Source organism: Jonesia denitrificans DSM 20603 (assembly GCF_000024065.1).
In the GTDB taxonomy this organism is placed as follows: domain Bacteria; phylum Actinomycetota; class Actinomycetes; order Actinomycetales; family Cellulomonadaceae; genus Jonesia; species Jonesia denitrificans.
Genome location: NC_013174.1, coordinates 558,791 through 578,087 on the forward strand (window position 1 = coordinate 558,791; position 19,297 = coordinate 578,087).

A 19,297-nucleotide genomic window follows, 5' to 3' on the forward strand; every position below is an offset into this window, starting at 1 on the left:
AAGGGGCTGCACATGCGTCCATCGCACCCACCCATGGGATGGAACTCCTGGGACTGCTTCGGGACAACCGTCACCGAACATGAGCTCCTCGCCAACGCAGAGGTCATGGCTGCCCGGTTGTTGCCATCAGGATGGAACACGATCGTGTGCGACATCCAATGGTACGAGCCTGCAGCCAAAGCCGGCGGATACAATGACAACGCCGACCTCCACCTCGATAGCTACGGTCGTCCACTGCCTGTTCCCCAACGATTCCCCTCCGCCACAACCATCAATGGCACTCCCACAGGATTCACCCACATCGCCCACAGCATTCACGCCAAAGGGCTTGCCTTTGGTGTCCACCTCATGCGTGGAATCCCACGGCAGGCGGTGACCAACAACCTGCCCATCGCCCACTCGTCGCACTATGCTGGCGACGTCGCTGACACCACCTCCACGTGCCCATGGAACACAGACAACTACGGGGTCAACCCCGAACATCCGGGCGCACAAGATTGGTATGACGCACTCATCGACCAACTCGCGAGCTGGGGAATCGACTTCCTCAAAATCGACGACATGCTCGCCCCCTACCACGCCAGCGAGATCGAACTCGTCCACCGAGCCATCGCCCGTGCTGAACACCGCCACAACCGAACAATCACGCTGTCCCTGTCGCCCGGAACACGGGTCTCACTGACCCGACGAGATCACCTTGCCGCCCACGCAACAATGTGGCGCATCAGCGATGACCTGTGGGACCGGTGGGAGGACATCACCGCCCAAATCGACCGCCTCGCCCTGTGGGCGCCCCACCAAACACCAGGAGCGTGGGCGGACGCGGACATGTTGCCACTGGGACGCATCGGCGTGAGAGCAGAACGAGGCCAACCCCGCAACAGCGCCTTGACCATCACCGAGCAACGGACCCTCATGTCCGCATGGACACTGGCTCAGTCGCCTCTCATGATGGGCGGTGATCTTGCCACGAGTAGTGATGTCACCTTCGAGCTCCTCACCAACAGTGCGGTTCTTGAGCACTACCGCCAAGGCATTGCAGCGCACTGCATCCTTGCTGAAGGAAAAACCCGGGTGTGGCTCACCCCTGCCCACGCGCCCACGCGCCACGTCGCAGTGATGAACCTCGATGACACTGCACGCACCCATATCATCGACCTTGATGACATTGCCGCCCCCCACACAACAAGCGCGACAGATGTGTGGACCGGACGCCACTATGCCGTCACCACGGACACTGCGACGCACCCCTACCGGCACATCGCAGTGACTGTACCCGCCCACGGTGTCGCCCACTTGGCGCTCACCAGTTCGCACTAACCACTCACCGACGCAAGGGAGCACATGATGAGTACCGCACGCCTTCACCTCGACCCAGCATTTACTGTCGGCCCAGTTCGCCGCCGCACCTTCGGTGCGTTTGTGGAGCACCTTGGCCGTTGCGTGTACGAAGGAATCTACGAACCAGAACACCCCAGCGCCGACGCTGACGGGTTTCGCACTGACGTTCTCGAACTCACCAAAGAGCTTGGTGTCTCTTCCGTGCGGTATCCCGGTGGGAACTTCGTGTCCGGATACCGGTGGGAAGATGGCATTGGACCACGCGAAGAACGCCCCGTCCGCCTCGACCTCGCTTGGCACTCCTCAGACCCCAACCACGTCGGTGTTGACGAATACATGGCTTGGTGTGAGAAAGCCGGGGTTGAACCCATGATGGCGGTCAACCTTGGGACACGGGGCGTCCAAGAAGCACTTGATCTCTTGGAATACTGCAATGTGCCCGGTGGTACCTACTGGTCAGACCTCCGGCGGAAAAACGGGCGAGAAGAACCCTACCGCATCACGATGTGGTGCCTGGGTAACGAAATGGACGGCCCTTGGCAAATCGGTCACAAAACGGCTGAGGAGTATGCGCGCCTCGCTACTGAAACAGCCCGTGCTATGCGGATGATCGACCCCACCATTGAGCTCATTGTGTGTGGGTCCTCCGCCTCAGACATGGAGACCTTCGGTGCGTGGGAAGCGACCGTGCTCAACGAAGCATATGAACAAGTGGACATGATTTCGGCCCACGCCTACTACTGGGAGAAGGACGGAGATCTTGCCTCCTTTATGGCCTCAGCAGTCAATATGGATCATTTCATTGACTCGGTGACGGCAGCCGCTGATTGGGTGCGGGCGGTGAAGAAAACCGACAAGCGCATCATGATTTCCTTTGATGAATGGAACGTGTGGTACATGGACCGCGCAGAATCCGTACCGCCCAAGGGGGACGATTGGCCGGTGGCACCAGTTCTTCTGGAGGACCACTACAACGTTGCTGATGCAGTTGTTGTGGGGAACTTGCTCATCTCGTTGCTCCGCCACACTGATCGTGTGGCCTCGGCGTCTCTTGCGCAATTGGTTAACGTGATCGCGCCGATCATGACCGAAAAGTCGGGGCGTGCGTATAAGCAAACAACGTTCCACCCGTTCGCGTTGACCTCGCAGTTTGCCCGCGGTGATGTCCTTCAGGTGGGAATTGATTCACCAACCATGACAACAGCTCGCTTTGGTGAGGTGCCGACCATTGATGCGGTTGCGACCCGTGATCCTGACACGGGGGAGACGTCTGTGTTCGTGGTGAACCGCGCCCTTGAGGGGGAGACGACCATCAGCATTGACACTCGTGCGCTGACCGAATGGGCAGACACTGAACTGACTGGTGTGTCAGCCTCGACGTATGCCCACAGTGACCACACGTGGCAGGCCACTGCGGATGACGATGCGACCGTTGCAGTTCAGACCAATGAGAGCGCCACGCGTGAGGGGCACACAGTGACCGTGACTGTTCCGGCAATCTCTTGGACGCATCTGCATCTGACCCGCTGATCTGGTTGCTGACCCGCTGTGAAGGAGTAGTTGTGCGTAGTTCTCAGGTAGCTGCGGTTGCGGTTGTGATCGCTGTCGCCGTCACGAGCGGGTGTGCTCCCACTGCACCGTACGCGGTGCAGTGGGAGCCTTCGGGGTCCGTGGACACCCATGATCCTGCTCTCATTATTGACGATGGCGGGACAACGGACACCATCGATGATGTGTGGTACGTGTATTCCACGGGAAATGGTGCTGTGGGCTTAGGGTCACCGCAAGTGCGTCAGTCTACCGATCAGGGCAAGACGTGGGATGAGGTGGGTCCCGCGTGGCGTGCTGAGGATGAACCGTACTGGGCGCGGGAACTGATTTCGGGTGTGGATAATTTTTGGGCACCAGAGGTAGTCGCGCATGACGGTGTGTATTACATGTACTACTCGGCGTCGACTTTCGGGTCGAATACCTCACTTATTGGGTTGTACACGAACACAACCTTGGACCCTGATGATCCTGAGTATCGGTGGGAGGATCAGGGTGAGGTAGTGCGGTCAACGGGTTCGTCACCGTTTAATGCGATTGACCCCGGGGTGATTACCGATGCGCACGGTGAGCCGTGGATGGTGTTTGGGTCCTTCTGGGAAGGGCTCTTTATGGTCCCCTTGGAGTGGCCGTCGGGCAAGCTTCCTGGACAAGCAGGTGTCACTGACGATCCGCTGGGCAGTTCTGGGGTAGAACCGGTCCAGGTTGCTGATCGCGGGTATGCCCCCAATGCGATTGAGGCCGGGTTCCTTTATGAGCGGGAGGGGTGGTATTACCTGTTCTTCTCCCGTGATTCATGTTGCCAGGGGACTGATTCGACCTACAACATGGCGGTGGGGCGCTCGCGTGACATCACAGGCCCTTATGTTGACGATGCAGGGGTTGCGTTGACTGAGGACGGAGGCCGCCCGTTGCTGGGTACCGTGGGGACCATGATTGGGCCTGGGGGCCAGTCTGTTGCTCGGGTAGGAAACAAGGATGTCCTGGCGTTTCACTATTATGACAAGGACTTGGGGGGAATGTTCCAGTTAGGTTTGCGTGAGCTTGCGTGGACCGACGATGGGTGGCCGATTGTGACCACACCGCAGGACGAGGAGTTATTGCCCGAAGGGTGATCTACAGGTCGGTGGGCTTGTGCAGGGGCTTGTTAGCCAACCGGGTCACTAGCATGGGGGTATGGCTGCCTCTGACGCTCTTGTGGTCCTGTATTCTCGGTCGACCTGCCCACTGTGTGATGATGCGCGGGCCACGGTGGAACGGGTGTGTCGTGACGTGGGAGCAACCTGGACGGAGATCCTTATTGATGACTCACCCAGTTTGATCGCAGCCTTTGGCGAGTACGTTCCTGTGGTGGAGGTTGGCGGTGTGCAACAGGGGTTTTGGCACATCGATAGTCAGCGATTGCGCCGAGCAGTTGAGCGGTCACAGCCGGGTGGCTAGCCTGAATTATTCGTGTCATAACAGATGGGTGGGGTCCAACGTGGTTGCGTTGGACCCCACCCATCTGTGTGTGGACTGTGTCAGCCTTTGATGGCGGAGATGTCGAGTGCGATCTTGACTTTGTCGCCAACCAGGACGCCACCGGTTTCGAGGGCGGCGTTCCAGGTGAGACCGAAGTCTTTGCGCGAGATTTCGAGGTTTCCTTCGAATGCGGTGCGGGCGTTACCAAATGGGTCGGTTGCTGCGCCGGTGTACTCGACGTCGATGTCAACGGAGCGGGTGACGCCGTTGATGGTGAGGTCTCCGGTGACGGTGAGGTCGTCAGGTGTTCCGGTTACGGAGGTCGAGGTGAAGGTCCAGGTGGGGTTGGCGTCGACGTTGAAGAAGTCAGCGGACTTGAGGTGACCGTCGCGGTCGGCTGAGCCGGTGTCGATGCCGGTGGCGTCGAGTTCAGCAACGACGCTGGAAGCTTCAATGGCGTCGGCGATGGTGATGGTGGCGGATGTGATGGGTACGTTGCCGCGGACTTTGGAGATGCCGGCGTGGCGCACAGTGAATGATGCGCTGGAGTGGCTTGCGTCGACGGTGTAGGTGCCTGGGGTGACTTCTGTGGGGATCGCGGTCATGGTGTCTCCTTGGGTTTCTGGGATGTGGTTGAAGGCTCAATAGTTGAGGCTTCAAGTAATTCGTTCCTTCACTCTAATCAAAATGCACACGCGACGCAAGCGCTACTTGAACAATCAAATATTTACTGGCCTGACGTCACAGGTTCACCTGTCCACGCGACCAACCAGGATGTGAGGTCCCAGGACGCACAAGAATCACATCAGGTATTTTGGGTACCGATTTGTCCATGACGCACGCAGTGTGCCAAGCAGGGGGATGCATGAGCGCGGAGACCACAGAGTTCACCAACTGGCTCACACCAGAACAGCAGCAGCACTGGCGGCGTTACCTCGAGGGTAATGCTCGGCTCTGGGATGCACTCGCGCGAGACCTCGAATCAGCGACCCAACTATCGCTCAGCGAGTACGAAATTCTCGTGCGCCTATCCGAGCGAGACCTGCGCACCATGCGGATGTCCGAACTCGCCCAGGAACTGGCTCAGTCGCGCTCGCGGATCACCCACACTGTCCGCAGGCTGGAGGGGAGAGGGCTGGTCTATCGGGCGCACACTCCACGCGATGGGCGAGGGGTGAACTGCGTCATGACCAGACTTGGGCATGACGTGTTGCGCAGAGCTGCCCCCATTCACGTGGCCTCAGTTCGTGCCCGCCTCATCGATGTGATCAGTGACGAAGAGTTGGCTGTCCTGGGGGCAGTTTTCGAACGGTTGGTCCAGGTTGTGTCAGATGAAAGTCACGAGGACTGACCTGCCATTGCGTGGCGCAGTCTGTAAGACTTGAGGCATGTCTACAACGATCGTGCATTTGCTGCGCCACGGCGAGGTCCACAACCCTGACAAAATCTTGTACGGGAGATTGCCCCACTACCGGTTGTCTGAGCTGGGTCAAGAAATGGCCGCGCGAGTGGCAACCCACCTTCACGACGGAGGGCATGACATCACTGCTGTCGTGGCTTCGCCGTTGCAGCGTGCACAGGAAACAGCTGCTCCCACTGCCGCAACGTATGGTCTTGACATCATCACAGATGAGCGGCTCATTGAGGCGGAAAACTACTTTGAGGGGAAAACTTTCGGTGTGGGCGACGGCTCCTTACGTCACCCAGAGCACTGGCCGCGCCTCATCAACCCCTTTCGTCCTTCCTGGGGGGAAGCGTACAAAGAGCAGGTCGCTCGGATGCACGCTGCCGTGGACGCAGCACGTGAGCGTGCGCGTGGACATGAGGCGTTGCTCGTCTCGCATCAGCTTCCCATCTGGATTGCTCGGCAAGCGTATGAGAAGAAGAAGTTGTGGCACGATCCGCGTAAACGCGAATGCAATTTGGCGTCACTGACCTCGTTGACATTCACCAATGACGTTCTTGTTGCGGTCAATTACAGTGAACCGGTTGCAGACCTGTATCCGGGCGCATCGCGAGTTGCCGGCGCGTAACTTTCCCAGAATCTTCACAGGCAAATGCGAAAGAGTGCCATCGTGGCTTCCCCAGCTTTGTTCACCCCCATGAAACGTCCCGTTATTGCAGTTCTTCTCGCCCTCGCTACTGCCAGTGGCGTGGTCGGCTGCGCCCAGGAATCCGGTAATTCCACTGATGTGGTCCAGCAGGGCTACCAATCGGGCGATGGGTCGATCACGACCTGGGATCCCGCTGACCGCCCTGGCCCAGTTGTGCTGGAAGGTGTGTCGATGACTGGTGATCAGGTGACTACTGAACAGTGGCAAGGGCAGATCGTTGTCCTCAACACCTGGTACGCCGCGTGCCCGCCATGCCGGGCGGAGGCGGATGACCTTGTTGCTGTGGCGAGCGCCCGCGCTGATGATGGTGTGCAATTTTTGGGGATTAATCGCCACGATGACACCGGGACGGCCGCAGCGTTTGAACGTGAACATGGTGTGACCTGGCCGAGCCTTCATGATGTTGATGGTGCTGCCACAGCTGCGTTGTCGGGGGTGGTCCCTGTCAAGGCAGTGCCCACCACGGTGATTGTTGACGAGCAGGGGCGAGTTGCTGCTCGCGTCTTGGGTGAGGTCAGCGAAGCGACACTCAATGGGTTGATTGATGATGTGCGTGCCGCCTCGGGTGTGGATGCCCCGTGATGTCCTCGATTGGTGACGCCTTTGCGACGACAGCTTTTTCTGGGTCAATGGTGCTGGCGTTACCTGTTGCTCTTCTGGCCGGGCTAGTGTCTTTTGCCTCGCCGTGTGTTGTTCCCCTCGTTCCTGGCTACATCGGGTTTGTCTCCGGGTTGGCAGCTCAGAATGTGACCCCTGGCCCCGGTGTTGGGTCACGCGTGGCGTCGTGGCGTGTGGTGTGGGGTGTCCTCCTTTTCGTGGTCGGTTTCACGGCAGTCTTTGTCACTGCGGGAGTTCTCACGGGAGCGGTGGGTGCGGCACTGAACCAGTGGACTGACATCATTTCTCAGGTGTTGGGGGTGCTCGTCATTGTCATGGGACTGGCGTTTATGGGGGTTTTTTCGCGGCTTCAGTGGGAGGCGCGTCTGCATGTGACACCTCGGGCGGGGCTGTGGGGAGCCCCTGTGTTAGGTGTGGTGTTCGGGTTGGGGTGGACTCCGTGTTTGGGCCCCACGTTGGTGGCGATCAACGCGTTGGCGTTGTCGGAAGGCACGTGGCAGCGCGGCGCGCTGTTGGCGGTTGCGTATTCTTTGGGGTTGGGATTGCCGTTTATCGCATTGGGTGTGGCCCTGAACCGTTCCCGACCGGTATTAGCGTGGCTGAAACGTCACCGTCGTGGTGTGCAGGTGGCAGGCGGGTTGATGCTGACCATCCTCGGGGTAGCGCTGGTGACTGGTGTGTGGACGTGGTTGTCCTCCCAGATGTCGTTGTGGATTGGCGGGACAGGGACGGTGGTGTAGATGGCGAACAGTCAGTCTCGTGGTCAGGCGCCGATTGCTCCTGAGTTGTCAGTGGGTGGTTGGTTGCGGTTTTTATGGCGGCAGTTAACGTCGATGCGGGTTGCGTTGTTGCTGTTGATGTTGCTTGCTGTGGCCGCGATCCCGGGCTCTGTCTTTCCGCAGTGGGATCAAGATGCGGTCGCCACTGCTCAGTATGTTGCCGACCATCCTGATTCGGCGGTGTGGTTGGATCGGTTGGGTTTCTTTTCGGTGTATTCGTCACCGTGGTTTTCTGCGATCTATCTCCTGCTGTTCACATCCCTGATTGGGTGCATTATTCCGCGGGTGGGTGTGTATGCCACGGCATTGCGCATGCCGCCTCCGCGTGTTCCGCGAGTGTTGACGAGGTTTCCTGGTCACAGTGTGCGCGCCTGGGAAGATGTCGATGCTGCTGGTGCGGCGACTCGGATTGCTGAGGCGCTGCGCGGGGGGCGTCTGTGGCGTCGGTTTCGGGTGGATTCTTCCCAGGGGGACGATGGCCAGTGGTTGGTTGCCGCTGAGCGTGGGTATGCACGGGAGGCGGGGAACCTGCTTTTTCACATCTCGCTCGTGGGGATTTTGGTGAGCTTTGGGGTGGGTCAGGCGGTGGAGTATCGCGGTCAGGCCATTGTGCAGGTGGGGCGGGGGTTTGTGAACGCCCAGGTCGCCTACGACACGTTTGAGTCTGGGTCGTTGTTCCGTGATGAGATTATGCCGAACTTCCGGGTCACACTTGATGACTTCACGTCCTCGTTTCGGGTCACTGATTCGAAGGCGGAAGATTTCACCGCGTTTGTCACGGTGACTGACAGTGGCGGCCAGCGCGCTGAGCGGACCATTAAGGTCAATGCACCGTTGAATGTTGATGGGGCGAACATTTACCTCATGGGCAATGGGCATGCCCCGGTGGTGACGGTGCGTGATGCGGCGGGTGAGGTGGCGTTTTCTGGTGCTGTGACGTTCCTCCCAGAAGATGCGCAGTACACCTCGCGGGGGGTGATTAAGGTTCCAGATGTGTCCACGGGAGACCAGTTGGGCTTCAACGGGTACTTGTTGCCGACTGCGCAGTTCACTGGTGACACAGTGCGTTCGCTGTACCCCGAGGCGCTTGATCCCTATCTTGTTCTTGATTTGTACGTCGGGGATCTGGGTCTCGATGAGGGGATTCCGCAGAATGTCTACCAACTTTCAACGAACCGGATGACCCCCGTGGCGGGGACTGCGGCAGGAACTCCTCCGGTCATTCTTGCGCAGGGCGAAACCGTTGATCTTCCGCAAGGTCTGGGCACAATCACGTTTGAGGACACTGTTCGTTACGCTGCTTTTGATGTGCGTGCGGACCCGATGCTGCCGTGGTTGTTGGTTTTCTCGGTGCTCGCGTTAGTTGGGGTGGCACTGTCCTTGTTTGTGCCGCGGCGCCGGGTGTGGGCTCGGGTGACATCTGACGATGCGAATGGGGTCATCGTGGAGATGGCCGCGTTGGCGCGTGGTGAGGACCAAGGACTGACTTTTGAGATTGACCGAGCATGGGCCATAGCAACTGGCGCTACCGCTCGACGACAACGAACCCGTGAACTGTAGGGTCACAGTGCGGGATAAGGAAAGGCATCACCATGAATCTCAGTGAACTGAGTGATTACTTTGTGTGGGGAACGGTCAGCGCGTACACGCTCGCGATGGTGGCGTTCGCCATAGATTTGGCGAAAGTCGCCGAGAATGTGCGCTCTGATGAACGCCCTACCTATGTGGGTCGGTCGACTCGGGCGCTGGGTATTGCCATGGCCTTAACCACTGTGGGGGTGCTCTTTCACCTGGTTGCCGCGATTGTGCGAGGGTTCGCGGCAGGCCGGGTGCCGTGGGCTAACATGTATGAATTTACGTTGACTGGAACACTAGCCGCTGTGGGTGTCTTCCTCGTGGTCAACCTATGGAAAGAGATCCGGTTTCTTGGTGTCTTTGTGACTGTTCTTGCGATCACTTTCCTTATGGTGGGGTTGCAAGCGTTCCACATCGACGCTGATGGTGTGGAACCAGCGTTGCAGTCGTACTGGATTGTTATCCACGTGGGTATCGCAGTGTTAGCGACCGGGTTGTTCACTGTGGCGTTCATTATTTCGGTGCTGCAGTTGATGCGTGCTGCGTGGAATCGGGCAACTGAAGCAGGCAATACCCCACGGTGGGCGTGGCGTGCTGTCCTTCCAGCCCCTGATCGGCTTGAGGCGTTGTCTTTCCGCCTCAACGCGGTGGCTTTTGTCATGTGGACCTTCACGATCATTGGTGGCGCTGTGTGGGCTAATGACGCGTGGGGTCGAGCGTGGAACTGGGACCCCAAAGAAGTATGGTCCTTCATTGTGTGGGTCATCTACGCCGCCTACCTGCATGCACGTGCCACTCGCGGCTGGGATGGTCAACGCGCTGCCTGGTTTGTTGTGGTGGGGTATGCCGCTGTGCTCTTTAACTTCACCGGCGTCAACATTTTGTTTGACGGGCTCCACTCCTACGCCCAACTCCCACAGTAAGAACTCTGGGCCTTATCAACGGGCAATGCCCCTCGCCGTTACTGGCGGGGGGCATCGCTGTGTGGGTCATCTGTGTGAGGTGGCTCGTCTCCATGGTCGTCCTCATCGGGGGTGGAAGAATCCGACTGTGGTGGGCCTTGCTGCGGCGGGTTCGGTGATGATGGTGATGACGTGGTTGGTGAACCCGCTGACGGGCCTGTCCCGTTCTTTCGTTGTTCGCGGGCGAGCCGCCACAGAAAGTCAGGGTCGTCGTCAGGCGCCCTGGGACCTGCCGGACGAACCGGCCCGCGCCCAGATCCACGCATCGGGTGGACCGGGGTTGTTCCAGAACGACCGGAGGTGAAAACAATCCAGATCAAAGGACCAAGAAGCGGCAGCAAAATAATGACAACCGCCCACAAGAATTTTGGCGCACCACCACGTTTGTGTTCATCAGAGTTGATGAGATCAATGAGGCAGTACAGGGCGGACAAAAATATGGCGAAGAACAACACAGCACGAAGCATGAAACTAGCCTAGACGGTTTAGGCTGGGACTGTGCCACTCGTTGTGTATTCTCTGATCCGTATCGGTCTTATTCTCTTGTGCGCCTGGGGCCTTTTTGAGGCAGGCGCACGCGGTCTTGTCTTGTGGCTGTTGGCCATTGTGTTAGGGATGATGCTGTCTTACCTGTTGTTTCGTGGTCCACGCGATGCGGCAGCACGCTACCTCCAGGAGCGTAGCGAACATCACTCTGCGCGAGCATCGTCAAAGCGTTGTGGAAAGGGCGCCCAGGAAGACAACGCTCATGAGGACGGGCTCGCACAGTAGCGTTGCTGGCAGTGTCGCTCCAGCGGGGCTATGAACCGGCAAGGGCGAGTGCACCACCAAAGAGTATCCCGTAGCCCAGTTCGTAGAGTCCGGTTCCCGCAAGGACGGGGATAAGGAGTTTCCCTCGTGCCCCAACACGCACGGCAAGCGCCAGCATGGTGGCGGGGACGAGGAGCAGCAGGGTGAGGAAGGTCCAAGGGACCCAGAATCCTTGGATGACAGCGATGATGAGCGGTAGCCAGATCATGGCGACATAGGTGGATCGTGCGCGGTGTTCCCCAAGTTTTACGGCGAGGGTGTGTTTGCCGGCTAGGTGGTCGGTGGGGATGTCACGAATGTTGTTGACCATGAGAAGAGCGCAGGCGATGAGTCCGACTCCGACTGCGCCGAGAGCCCCGGGCCAGGTGACGGTGTCTGCCTGAATGTATTGTGTTCCCAGCGTGGCGACGAGCCCGAAGAACACAAAGACACCCACTTCACCGTAGCCGGCGTAACCGTAGGGCCGGCGACCACCGGTGTAGAACCAGGCTGCTGCGATGGCAGCGAGACCGACTATGCCAAGCCACCAATGCCCGGTGAGGGCCAGGATGACAAGCCCAAGAGCTGCACCGACCCCTAGGGCAAGGAAGGCGGCTATTTTCACGGTGTGGGCTGGGGCAGCACCTGATGCGGTTAATCGCAAGGGGCCAACGCGGTCGAGATCTGTTCCCCGGACACCGTCGGAGTAATCGTTGGCGTAGTTCACCCCGATTTGGAGGGCGAAGGCGACGGCAAGTGCAAGGAGGGTGAGTGTTGGGGAGTAGGCGTTGATGTGTGCGGCTGCGCCTGCCCCGATGAGGACGGGGGCTGCTGCTGCGGGGAGTGTGCGTGGCCGTGCGCCACTGATCCATTCGCTCATGGTCGCCATGGAGGTGCCCTTTCAGAGTCCTTGCTCACGTACAGTGTTGGTGGCCCACGCGGCCACTGCTCGTCGGTTGATTTTTCCGCTGGGACCGAGCGGAAAATCGGTGGTGATGAGTAGTCGTTGCGGGAGTTGTGCCGCGTTAAGACTACGGGACAATTCGGTGCGGATTGCGTTGAGGGTGGGAATCTCGCTGTCAGCGCAGACGGTGATGACAGCGGTGACTGCTTGACCCCAGTGCGGGTGGGGGGTCGCTACCGTGCACGCGCCGGTGACGCCGGGCACAGTCAGGAGCGCATCGTCAATGGGGGCAGGGGCGACTTTGACGCCCCCAGTGTTGATGATGTCGTCGATGCGCCCGGTGATCGTGAGACGTCCGCCTGTCAGGGTGCCAAGGTCGTTTGTGAGGTGCCAGCGGGTGTTGTTGATTGTGGGGAATGCTGCTGCGGTTGCGGCGGGGTTGTCAAGGTAACCGCTCGCAAGGGTGGGTCCGGTGAGCATGATGCGCTGATCCGGGGTGAGCTTGATTGTGACCCCGGGCAGTGCGGTGCCGTCGTACACGCATCCGCCTGCTGTTTCTGACATGCCGTAGGTGCGGGTCACGGGTAATTTCAGTTCCGTGATAGTGGCAGACAGGTGAGATGTAGGGGCTGCTCCACCCAAAAGAATGGCGTTGAAGGAACGGAGGGCCGCGATGCTTTCACTGCGCCGCACGTGGTCCGGGTCCAAGAGGAGGGTGTCCAGTTGGGTGGGTACGAGCGATGTTGCGGTGAATGTGTGGTTCAAGCGTGACACGCCTTGGAGGAAAGCGGTGGGGGTGAAACCAGCTGTGCGGTCCACGGACACTGGGCGTGTTCCAGCGACGAGGGAGCGGGCGATAACTTGGATCCCAGCGATGTGTGTGGTGGGTAATGCCAGGAGCCATTGGGCGTGGCCACCAAGGTGGTGTGCGGTGCCCTGCGCACCGTTGATGAGTGCTGTTGCCGGAATGATCACCGTTTTTGCACTCCCGGTACTGCCGGAGGTAGGAACAAATACCTGTGCGTGGCTGGGGTCGTGCAGGAGCGTGGCGAGAGCGTCATAGCTGTAGCCATCTGGTGGCGGGGCAGACAAGTTCACTGAACTAGGTTACGCACAGTCATAGACTGACGATAAGTACGCGTGGTTGTTGTCCCTGCTTGTGAGGAGCATGTGTGGTGAATGTGGTGAGTCCAGTGTCCCGTGTGGTGGGCGACGGTCGGCGTTGGCGTGAGCGTCGCGTTCGTGTCCAGGTTGTTTCTGCTCTGGTCGCGGCGGCCAGCATGGTGGCAGTTGCTGGGTGCGGCACAACAGAACCTGCACCAACAGTCACTGCGACGGCGACCACAACTCCTGATGCGCAGATGTCGAAGTCTGCGCCACCAGAACCAGAGGTCACGCCCGTGTGGCCGTTGACGGGGCGGGAAACATCAAAGGATACCGACCGCCCAGTGGTGTCGGTGAAAGTGGAGAACTCAGCATCCGCCCGGCCGCAATCCGGACTTGAAGACGCTGATGTGGTGTGGGAGACCATTGTTGAGTTTGATGTGTCTCGGTTGATTGCTGTGTTTCATTCGCGCTATGGGCGTGATGTGGGGCCAATTAGAAGTGTGCGTCCTATGGACCCGACAGTCGTTGCGCCGCTGGGCGGGGCGTTGGTGTACTCGGGTGGTCAATCCGGAATCCTCAAGCTCGCCCGTGGAATGTCAACGGTGACCACAATTGATGAAAACAACGCAAGTGGGTCGATGTGGCGGGCCCGCGGCCGCTATGCACCCCACAATCTGTATGGTGACACCACAAAGATGGCGGGTTTGGTGGGAAAAAAGTATGCCTCCGAACCCAAGGAGCAGTTTGCGTTTGCTCCTGATGCGGCTTCAGCCACAGCGGTTACTCAGGGGCGCCGGTCCAATGGGGCGTCGTTAGTCATGTCGTCGCTGTCTGCACCGTCCTGGACGTGGAATAGTGATGACAAGACGTTCATGCGGTTCGAAGGCGGCAGTGCGCACGTCTCGGCAACTGCCGGTCAATTGTCTGCAGTGAATGTGGTGGTCATTGAAGCCAAACACATTGATTCAGGGTTTAATGCCCAGAACAATGCCCCTGTACCTGACTATGTGTTAACCGGAACCGGGAAAGCAACAGTGTGGTCACACGGACATGTGGTGCGCGGGACGTGGCACAAAAAGAAGAAGTCATCAGCGTTGGTGCTGCGGACCACTGACGGTGACGAACTGCTGTTGGCGCCGGGAAACACGTGGGTAGAACTCCTCCCACAAGGCAAAGGGACCGTCACGGTCAAGTAACGTTTCCTTGATCTAGGGTGAATGGGCAGGCAAGGAAACGTGCGCGCTGACATCATGTCACTATGACCACTGACGAGGAAGACCCCTCACCCCCACCCTACGCACCCAACTACGGGCTACGGCGAGTGACCTCCCACCCCATCAAGGGGTACAAGCCGCTGCCAGACCCTGACGGCCACGATGACGAGGATGGCACCACCCCCACGGATGCCACCCCACTCCACGGCTCGTCAGTGATCTCAGTGGCCACCGCGTTCGTCATTGCCGGAGCACTGATTGTTGCGGGGGCGCAACTTGCAGCCCACCTCATCACCTGGTTCGGAGGTGTCCTGTCCGGGCTGTAGCCTCGCCAACACCTCAGAAATAGTAAGGGAACTGATCCCACTGCGGGTCACGACGCTCAAGGAACGCATCACGCCCCTCCACAGCTTCGTCAGTCATATACGCCAACCGTGTCGCCTCACCTGCGAACACTTGCTGCCCCATGAGTCCGTCATCAGGCAAATTGAACGCGTACTTCAGCATACGAATAGCCTGAGGCGACTTGGTGGCAATAATCCGGGCATACTCCAACCCCGCTGCTTCCAAATCCTCATGGTCAACAACATCATTGACTGCACCCCAGTCCAAGGCATCCTGAGCGCTGTACTCGCGGGCCAAGAAAAAAATCTCCCGAGCACGCTTCTGCCCCACCTGACGCGCCAAATACGCTGACCCGTACCCACCATCAAAGGAACCCACGTTCGCATCGGTCTGCATAAACCGGGCATGTTGGCGGCTGGCGATAGACAAATCAGCAACAACATGCAACGAATGGCCACCCCCCGCAGCCCACCCACTCACCAAGGCAACAACCACCTTCGGCATCATCCGAATCAAACGCTGCACCTCAAGAATGTGCAACCGCCCCGCCCGGGCAGGATCAATCGAATCAGCCGTCTGAGCGCTGTTGTCCGCCACATAACGGTAGCCATCACGACCACGAATCCGTTGATCCCCACCAGAACAAAAAGCCCACCCACCATCACGCGGGCTGGGTCCATTACCGGTCAGCAACACCGTGCCCACACTGGACGTCATCCGGGCATGATCCAAAATTCGGGACAACTCATCCACCGTGTGCGGCCGAAACGCATTGCGCACCTCAGGGCGATCAAACGCCACCCGCACAACAGGCAAATCCACCTCCCCATCCCCAGATCGGTCAACACCACGGTGATAGGTCATGTCAGTCAGGTCCTCAAACCCGTCAACAGTGCGCCACACAGTGGGATCAAAAGTGTCAGACACAGTGGTAGGAAGTTCGCTCACGACCCCACTCTAAAACACAACACCCCCACATAGGACCCCAACCGCGAACACCGGTTAACATCCCGTCAACAAAACCACCCAGCTCGTTACATAGTTGATACCTCACCAGGGTGATGTGAAACACAACGTCAATGAGCGGCACATACAGTGACGACATGACCACCCAACCGCGACGACAAACGCGTGGAACAGCCCGTCGAGACACAATCATCGACGCTGCCCGCAGCCTCATCACCCAGCACGGGCCCTCCTACCTCACCCACAGACGAGTCGCAGACACCGCTGGGGTGCCACTCGCGGCAACCACCTACTACTTCACCTCCCTCGTCGACCTCCTCGCCGCCGCCGGTGAACGCATGTGGTCATCGTGGACCACCCACACAGTCACCTGCGTCACCCAAGCACTTATGAACCCGCCACACACACCAGACGAATACAGCGCAGTGATCGTCGATGCGATCCTCCCCCCAGGCGACGACACCGCCCTGCGAGGCCACTACGAACACCTCATCAGCCAAGGACGCAACCACGCCTCCACCCCCACCCTGGATGCCTACCGGGCCACACATCGACAAGCAGTCGACACCCTCATCACCGCGCTAGGCCTCCCACTCACCGCCGACACCGTGATCGCCTGTGTCGAAGGCGCAGCCCTCCGCTCCCTGGGAAACCACGACACCCCCCGCGAGACCGCACGCCACCAACTCACCCTCCTGCTTGACGCAGCCACCCCCGCCCACGCCATTCCCGCATAAAGTAGAGGAGTGCACGTCTACTCCCTGCCCCTGACCACCCGCTTCCGCGGCATCACCACCCGCCACGGCGTCCTCACCCACGGTCCCCACGGGTGGGCAGAATTCTCCCCCTTCGAGGAATACGACGATACCGAAGCCACCGCCTGGTACCGGTGCGCCTGGGAAGCAGCACACCTCACCCCACCACCAACCCACCGCACTCGCATCCCCGTCAACGTCACCATCCCCGCCACCACGCCCGAACACGCCCACGCCCGCGTCCTCGCGTCACACGGCTGCACCACCGCAAAAGTGAAAGTCGCAGAACCTGGTCAAACCCTCGCCCACGACCAAGAACGCCTCGAAGCAGTCCGTGACGCACTCGGTCCCACCGGACACATCCGCATCGACGCCAACGGCGCCTGGGACCCCGACACCGCCCTCCACAACCTACGCCACCTCGACAAAGCCGCCGGTGGACTCCAATACGCCGAACAACCCTGCCCCACAGTCGAGGACCTCGCCACCCTACGCCGCCGCACCACCATCCCCATCGCCGCCGACGAATCCATCCGCCGCACAGGAGACCCTCACCGCGTCGTTGCCGCACACGCAGCCGACATCCTGATCCTCAAAGTCCAACCCCTCGGCGGCATCCGCGCCTGCCTCGAACTCGCCGAAGAACTTGCACTGCCCGTCGTCGTGTCCTCCGCCCTGGAATCATCGGTCGGTATCGCCTACGGACTCCAACTTGCCGCCAGCCTCCCCACCCTCGACTACGCCTGTGGACTGGCCACCACCTCACTGTTCACCACCGACACCGTCCCCACACCCCTCACCCCCACCAACGGCATGATGAACCTACCCATAGCCCAACCCACACCGCACACTCTCACCACCACCGCAGCACCCCCCACCGTCCGCACCTGGTGGGAACAGCGTGTCCACCGAGTCGCCGCGCTCGCAGGCCTGCCGCCACTCGCGTGAACAGGGCGTTAGGCTATGGCTATGTCTGCGCCTGACCTGTCCGCTGAGTTGCCCACGTCGTTGAGCACGGCGTGGGAGCTGATCACCCAGTTTGTGGCGCTTGGTGGACGCCACGTGGTTCTTTCGCCAGGATCTCGGTCCGCGCCTTTGGCGTATGTCGCAGCGGTTGCCCATGAGGCTGGGTTGCTGACACTGCATGTGCGCATCGACGAACGAAGCGCCGCGTTTGTCGCGTTAGGGATGGCCAAAGCGGATCCGAGTCGACCAGTTATTGTGGCCATGACATCAGGAACCGCGGTCGCGAACGCACATCCGGCAGTGCTTGAAGCTGACCACAGCGGATTGCCCCTCATCGTGGTGTCTGCAGACCGACCTTTTGAGTTGCGTGGCACCGGTGCCAACCAGACAACGACCCAACCAGGGATGTTTGGGTGTGCCGTGCGCTGGTCCACTGACATACCAGCGTTCGCGGGAGTGGACGGCATGACACCAGCCGATGCGCAGGCAACCCGAAACGCAGTGAACCGGGCGGTGGCCTACTCGGTGGGGTCGGTTGGGGGCCCTCGTGGCCCCGTGCACATCAATGTGGCATTCCGAGACCCGCTTGCCCCATCATCTGAGCAACGTGAGGAACTTGTCCGCCGCGCACAACGTGTGCGCGCCAACGGGTTAGACGGTGGGACTGTGTTTGTGTCCAGTTACCCACCGAACGATGCCTCCATCACCGCTGGCCAAACAAGAAACACTGACGTCACACATGATGTGATTGACGGTCTTCGCACCACCACACGCACGGTCATCCTCGCGGGTGACACCGCCCCCACCCAGATCATTGACATCGCTGAGCGGTATGGGTGGCCGATCCTCGCTGAACCCTCGTCAGGGGTCAACGGGGCAGCGCCAACCATTGCTGGTGGGGCGCTGATCCTGGCCCGTGCAGGACACCCCATCAGCAGCGTCTACCGTACGTTGGTCGAGCAAGTTGAGCACGTTATTGTTGTGGGGCACCCCACATTGAGTCGTGATGCGATTGCGCTGATGCGTCGCGCCCCACAGCTGACAATCGCACCAGATCACCGGGTCCAATGGACAGACCCCACGGGGACAGCAACGGCAGTCATCCCGTTCTCTGTTCTTTCCCCTCACCTTCGCTCCGCAACCGCTGTGTCCACCGACGCCACCTGGCTGTCTCGGTGGCAGCAGGCCGGCAGCGACCTGCTCACTCAACTTTCCGAGCAACTGGACGCACAGGAACAGTTTTCCGCTCCCGGGCACTTAGCGCCATACCAGTATGTGCGCGCGCTCGTGGCCAGTGTGACCCCCCAGCACATCCTCATGGTGGGGGCGTCCTCGGTGATCCGCGATATTGATCGCGTCGCCCCTGTTCCTGCGTGCGTGCAGGTGTACGCGAACCGTGGGTTGGCGGGAATTGATGGCACTGTCTCGACAGCGCAGGGCATCGCCTTGACCTCGCCCGACCGTCACACTGTCTTGGTCCTTGGTGACCTCACTTTCCTCCACGACATCAATGGTCTTGTCATTGGCCCAGAAGAGCCCCCCGTGTCGTTGACCATTGTTGTCCTCAACGACAACGGTGGGGCGATCTTTGGTGGGCTTGAACATGCCCGCAGCGGCGACCCAGCCCTGCTGGAACGAGTGTTTGCCACCCCGCATGGCGCGCGCATCGACGATCTTGCCCGCGGGTACGGGGCCACCTATCAGCGGGTTAACACACCAGAAGACCTCGGTGGCATGCTCACAGTCAAGCCTGCTGGGATTCACGTCGTCGAGGTCGTCACCTCACGGGAAGAACGAGGAAACCTTGATGCACTTCTCTCACAGTGAACACCGCTGTGACCAGCAATTATAAG

At 59.7% G+C, this 19,297-nt stretch carries 21 protein-coding genes; 16 read left to right on the forward strand and 5 right to left on the reverse strand.

Annotation, left to right across the window (positions count from 1 at the left end; genetic code table 11):
* Positions 1-12 precede the first annotated feature (12 nt).
* The 4 genes from JDEN_RS02555 to JDEN_RS02570 all read left to right on the forward strand — a co-directional run bounded on the left by JDEN_RS02555 (position 13) and on the right by JDEN_RS02570 (position 4,329).
* On the forward strand, positions 13-1,320 hold the full coding sequence (locus JDEN_RS02555) for a glycoside hydrolase family 27 protein (RefSeq protein WP_015770807.1): 1,308 nt from the start codon (positions 13-15) through the stop codon (positions 1,318-1,320).
* Positions 1,321-1,347: 27 nt separating this feature from the next.
* The gene (gene arfA, locus JDEN_RS02560; protein WP_015770808.1) at positions 1,348-2,871 is read left to right on the forward strand and encodes an arabinosylfuranosidase ArfA; all 1,524 of its coding nucleotides are present in this window, start codon (positions 1,348-1,350) and stop codon (positions 2,869-2,871) included.
* 32 nt (positions 2,872-2,903) lie between these two features.
* The gene (locus tag JDEN_RS02565; protein ID WP_015770809.1) at positions 2,904-4,004 is read left to right on the forward strand and encodes an arabinan endo-1,5-alpha-L-arabinosidase; all 1,101 of its coding nucleotides are present in this window, start codon (positions 2,904-2,906) and stop codon (positions 4,002-4,004) included.
* A 61-nt stretch (positions 4,005-4,065) separates the two neighbouring features.
* Positions 4,066-4,329, forward strand: coding sequence for a glutaredoxin family protein (locus tag JDEN_RS02570; RefSeq protein WP_015770810.1), 264 nt, complete (start codon positions 4,066-4,068; stop codon positions 4,327-4,329).
* Between the two features lie 80 nt (positions 4,330-4,409).
* Here JDEN_RS02570 and JDEN_RS02575 read toward each other — a convergent pair whose 3' ends face one another.
* The gene (locus JDEN_RS02575) at positions 4,410-4,955 is read right to left on the reverse strand and encodes a YceI family protein (protein WP_015770811.1); all 546 of its coding nucleotides are present in this window, start codon (positions 4,953-4,955) and stop codon (positions 4,410-4,412) included.
* Positions 4,956-5,215: 260 nt separating this feature from the next.
* On the opposite strand from JDEN_RS02575, the gene JDEN_RS02580 reads away from it, so the two are divergent.
* Genes JDEN_RS02580 through ccsB form a run of 6 tightly spaced genes read left to right on the forward strand, consistent with a single transcriptional unit; the run spans position 5,216 to position 10,359 of the window.
* Positions 5,216-5,701 carry a MarR family winged helix-turn-helix transcriptional regulator gene (locus tag JDEN_RS02580; protein ID WP_015770812.1) on the forward strand — a complete coding sequence of 162 codons (486 nt, stop codon included), beginning with the start codon at positions 5,216-5,218 and terminating at the stop codon, positions 5,699-5,701.
* A 37-nt stretch (positions 5,702-5,738) separates the two neighbouring features.
* Positions 5,739-6,383: a histidine phosphatase family protein gene (locus JDEN_RS02585; protein ID WP_015770813.1), complete on the forward strand. Its 645-nt coding sequence runs from the start codon at positions 5,739-5,741 to the stop codon at positions 6,381-6,383.
* Positions 6,384-6,425: 42 nt separating this feature from the next.
* On the forward strand, positions 6,426-7,046 hold the full coding sequence (locus JDEN_RS02590) for a TlpA family protein disulfide reductase (protein WP_015770814.1): 621 nt from the start codon (positions 6,426-6,428) through the stop codon (positions 7,044-7,046).
* Positions 7,046-7,822 carry a cytochrome c biogenesis CcdA family protein gene (locus JDEN_RS02595; protein WP_015770815.1) on the forward strand — a complete coding sequence of 259 codons (777 nt, stop codon included), beginning with the start codon at positions 7,046-7,048 and terminating at the stop codon, positions 7,820-7,822. Before JDEN_RS02590 ends, JDEN_RS02595 begins: the two co-directional genes overlap by 1 nt.
* Positions 7,823-9,421, forward strand: coding sequence for a cytochrome c biogenesis protein ResB (gene resB, locus JDEN_RS02600; protein ID WP_015770816.1), 1,599 nt, complete (start codon positions 7,823-7,825; stop codon positions 9,419-9,421).
* A gap of 32 nt (positions 9,422-9,453) precedes the next feature.
* Positions 9,454-10,359 (forward strand): c-type cytochrome biogenesis protein CcsB, encoded by a 906-nt coding sequence (gene ccsB / locus JDEN_RS02605; protein WP_015770817.1) that lies wholly within the window; start codon positions 9,454-9,456, stop codon positions 10,357-10,359.
* A gap of 38 nt (positions 10,360-10,397) precedes the next feature.
* Here ccsB and JDEN_RS13350 read toward each other — a convergent pair whose 3' ends face one another.
* Positions 10,398-10,865, reverse strand: coding sequence for a PLDc N-terminal domain-containing protein (locus JDEN_RS13350; RefSeq protein WP_015770818.1), 468 nt, complete (start codon positions 10,863-10,865; stop codon positions 10,398-10,400).
* Between the two features lie 31 nt (positions 10,866-10,896).
* Here JDEN_RS13350 and JDEN_RS02615 point away from each other — a divergent pair, with 31 nt between their 5' ends.
* On the forward strand, positions 10,897-11,169 hold the full coding sequence (locus JDEN_RS02615) for a DUF4229 domain-containing protein (RefSeq protein WP_015770819.1): 273 nt from the start codon (positions 10,897-10,899) through the stop codon (positions 11,167-11,169).
* A 28-nt stretch (positions 11,170-11,197) separates the two neighbouring features.
* Here the strand turns inward: JDEN_RS02615 and JDEN_RS02620 are convergent, their stop codons facing one another.
* Both JDEN_RS02620 and JDEN_RS02625 read right to left on the reverse strand, forming a co-directional pair.
* Positions 11,198-12,076, reverse strand: coding sequence for a 1,4-dihydroxy-2-naphthoate polyprenyltransferase (locus JDEN_RS02620; RefSeq protein WP_015770820.1), 879 nt, complete (start codon positions 12,074-12,076; stop codon positions 11,198-11,200).
* 12 nt (positions 12,077-12,088) lie between these two features.
* A complete protein-coding gene (locus JDEN_RS02625; RefSeq protein WP_015770821.1) occupies positions 12,089-13,189 on the reverse strand; it encodes an AMP-binding protein in 1,101 nt (366 codons plus the stop codon).
* A gap of 77 nt (positions 13,190-13,266) precedes the next feature.
* On the opposite strand from JDEN_RS02625, the gene JDEN_RS02630 reads away from it, so the two are divergent.
* A complete protein-coding gene (locus tag JDEN_RS02630) occupies positions 13,267-14,394 on the forward strand; it encodes a DUF3048 domain-containing protein (protein ID WP_143713226.1) in 1,128 nt (375 codons plus the stop codon).
* A 62-nt stretch (positions 14,395-14,456) separates the two neighbouring features.
* Positions 14,457-14,738, forward strand: a complete 282-nt coding sequence (locus tag JDEN_RS02635) for a hypothetical protein (protein WP_015770823.1) — start codon at positions 14,457-14,459, stop codon at positions 14,736-14,738.
* 13 nt (positions 14,739-14,751) lie between these two features.
* Here JDEN_RS02635 and JDEN_RS02640 read toward each other — a convergent pair whose 3' ends face one another.
* Positions 14,752-15,705, reverse strand: a complete 954-nt coding sequence (locus JDEN_RS02640) for a 1,4-dihydroxy-2-naphthoyl-CoA synthase (RefSeq protein WP_015770824.1) — start codon at positions 15,703-15,705, stop codon at positions 14,752-14,754.
* A gap of 155 nt (positions 15,706-15,860) precedes the next feature.
* Between JDEN_RS02640 and JDEN_RS02645 the strand changes: the two genes are divergently transcribed.
* Genes JDEN_RS02645 through menD form a run of 3 tightly spaced genes read left to right on the forward strand, consistent with a single transcriptional unit; the run spans position 15,861 to position 19,271 of the window.
* Positions 15,861-16,460, forward strand: a complete 600-nt coding sequence (locus JDEN_RS02645) for a TetR/AcrR family transcriptional regulator (protein WP_049754406.1) — start codon at positions 15,861-15,863, stop codon at positions 16,458-16,460.
* A 9-nt stretch (positions 16,461-16,469) separates the two neighbouring features.
* Positions 16,470-17,426 carry an o-succinylbenzoate synthase gene (locus JDEN_RS02650; RefSeq protein ID WP_015770826.1) on the forward strand — a complete coding sequence of 319 codons (957 nt, stop codon included), beginning with the start codon at positions 16,470-16,472 and terminating at the stop codon, positions 17,424-17,426.
* A gap of 21 nt (positions 17,427-17,447) precedes the next feature.
* Positions 17,448-19,271: a 2-succinyl-5-enolpyruvyl-6-hydroxy-3-cyclohexene-1-carboxylic-acid synthase gene (gene menD / locus JDEN_RS02655; RefSeq protein ID WP_041288091.1), complete on the forward strand. Its 1,824-nt coding sequence runs from the start codon at positions 17,448-17,450 to the stop codon at positions 19,269-19,271.
* The last annotated feature ends 26 nt before the right edge of the window (positions 19,272-19,297 follow it).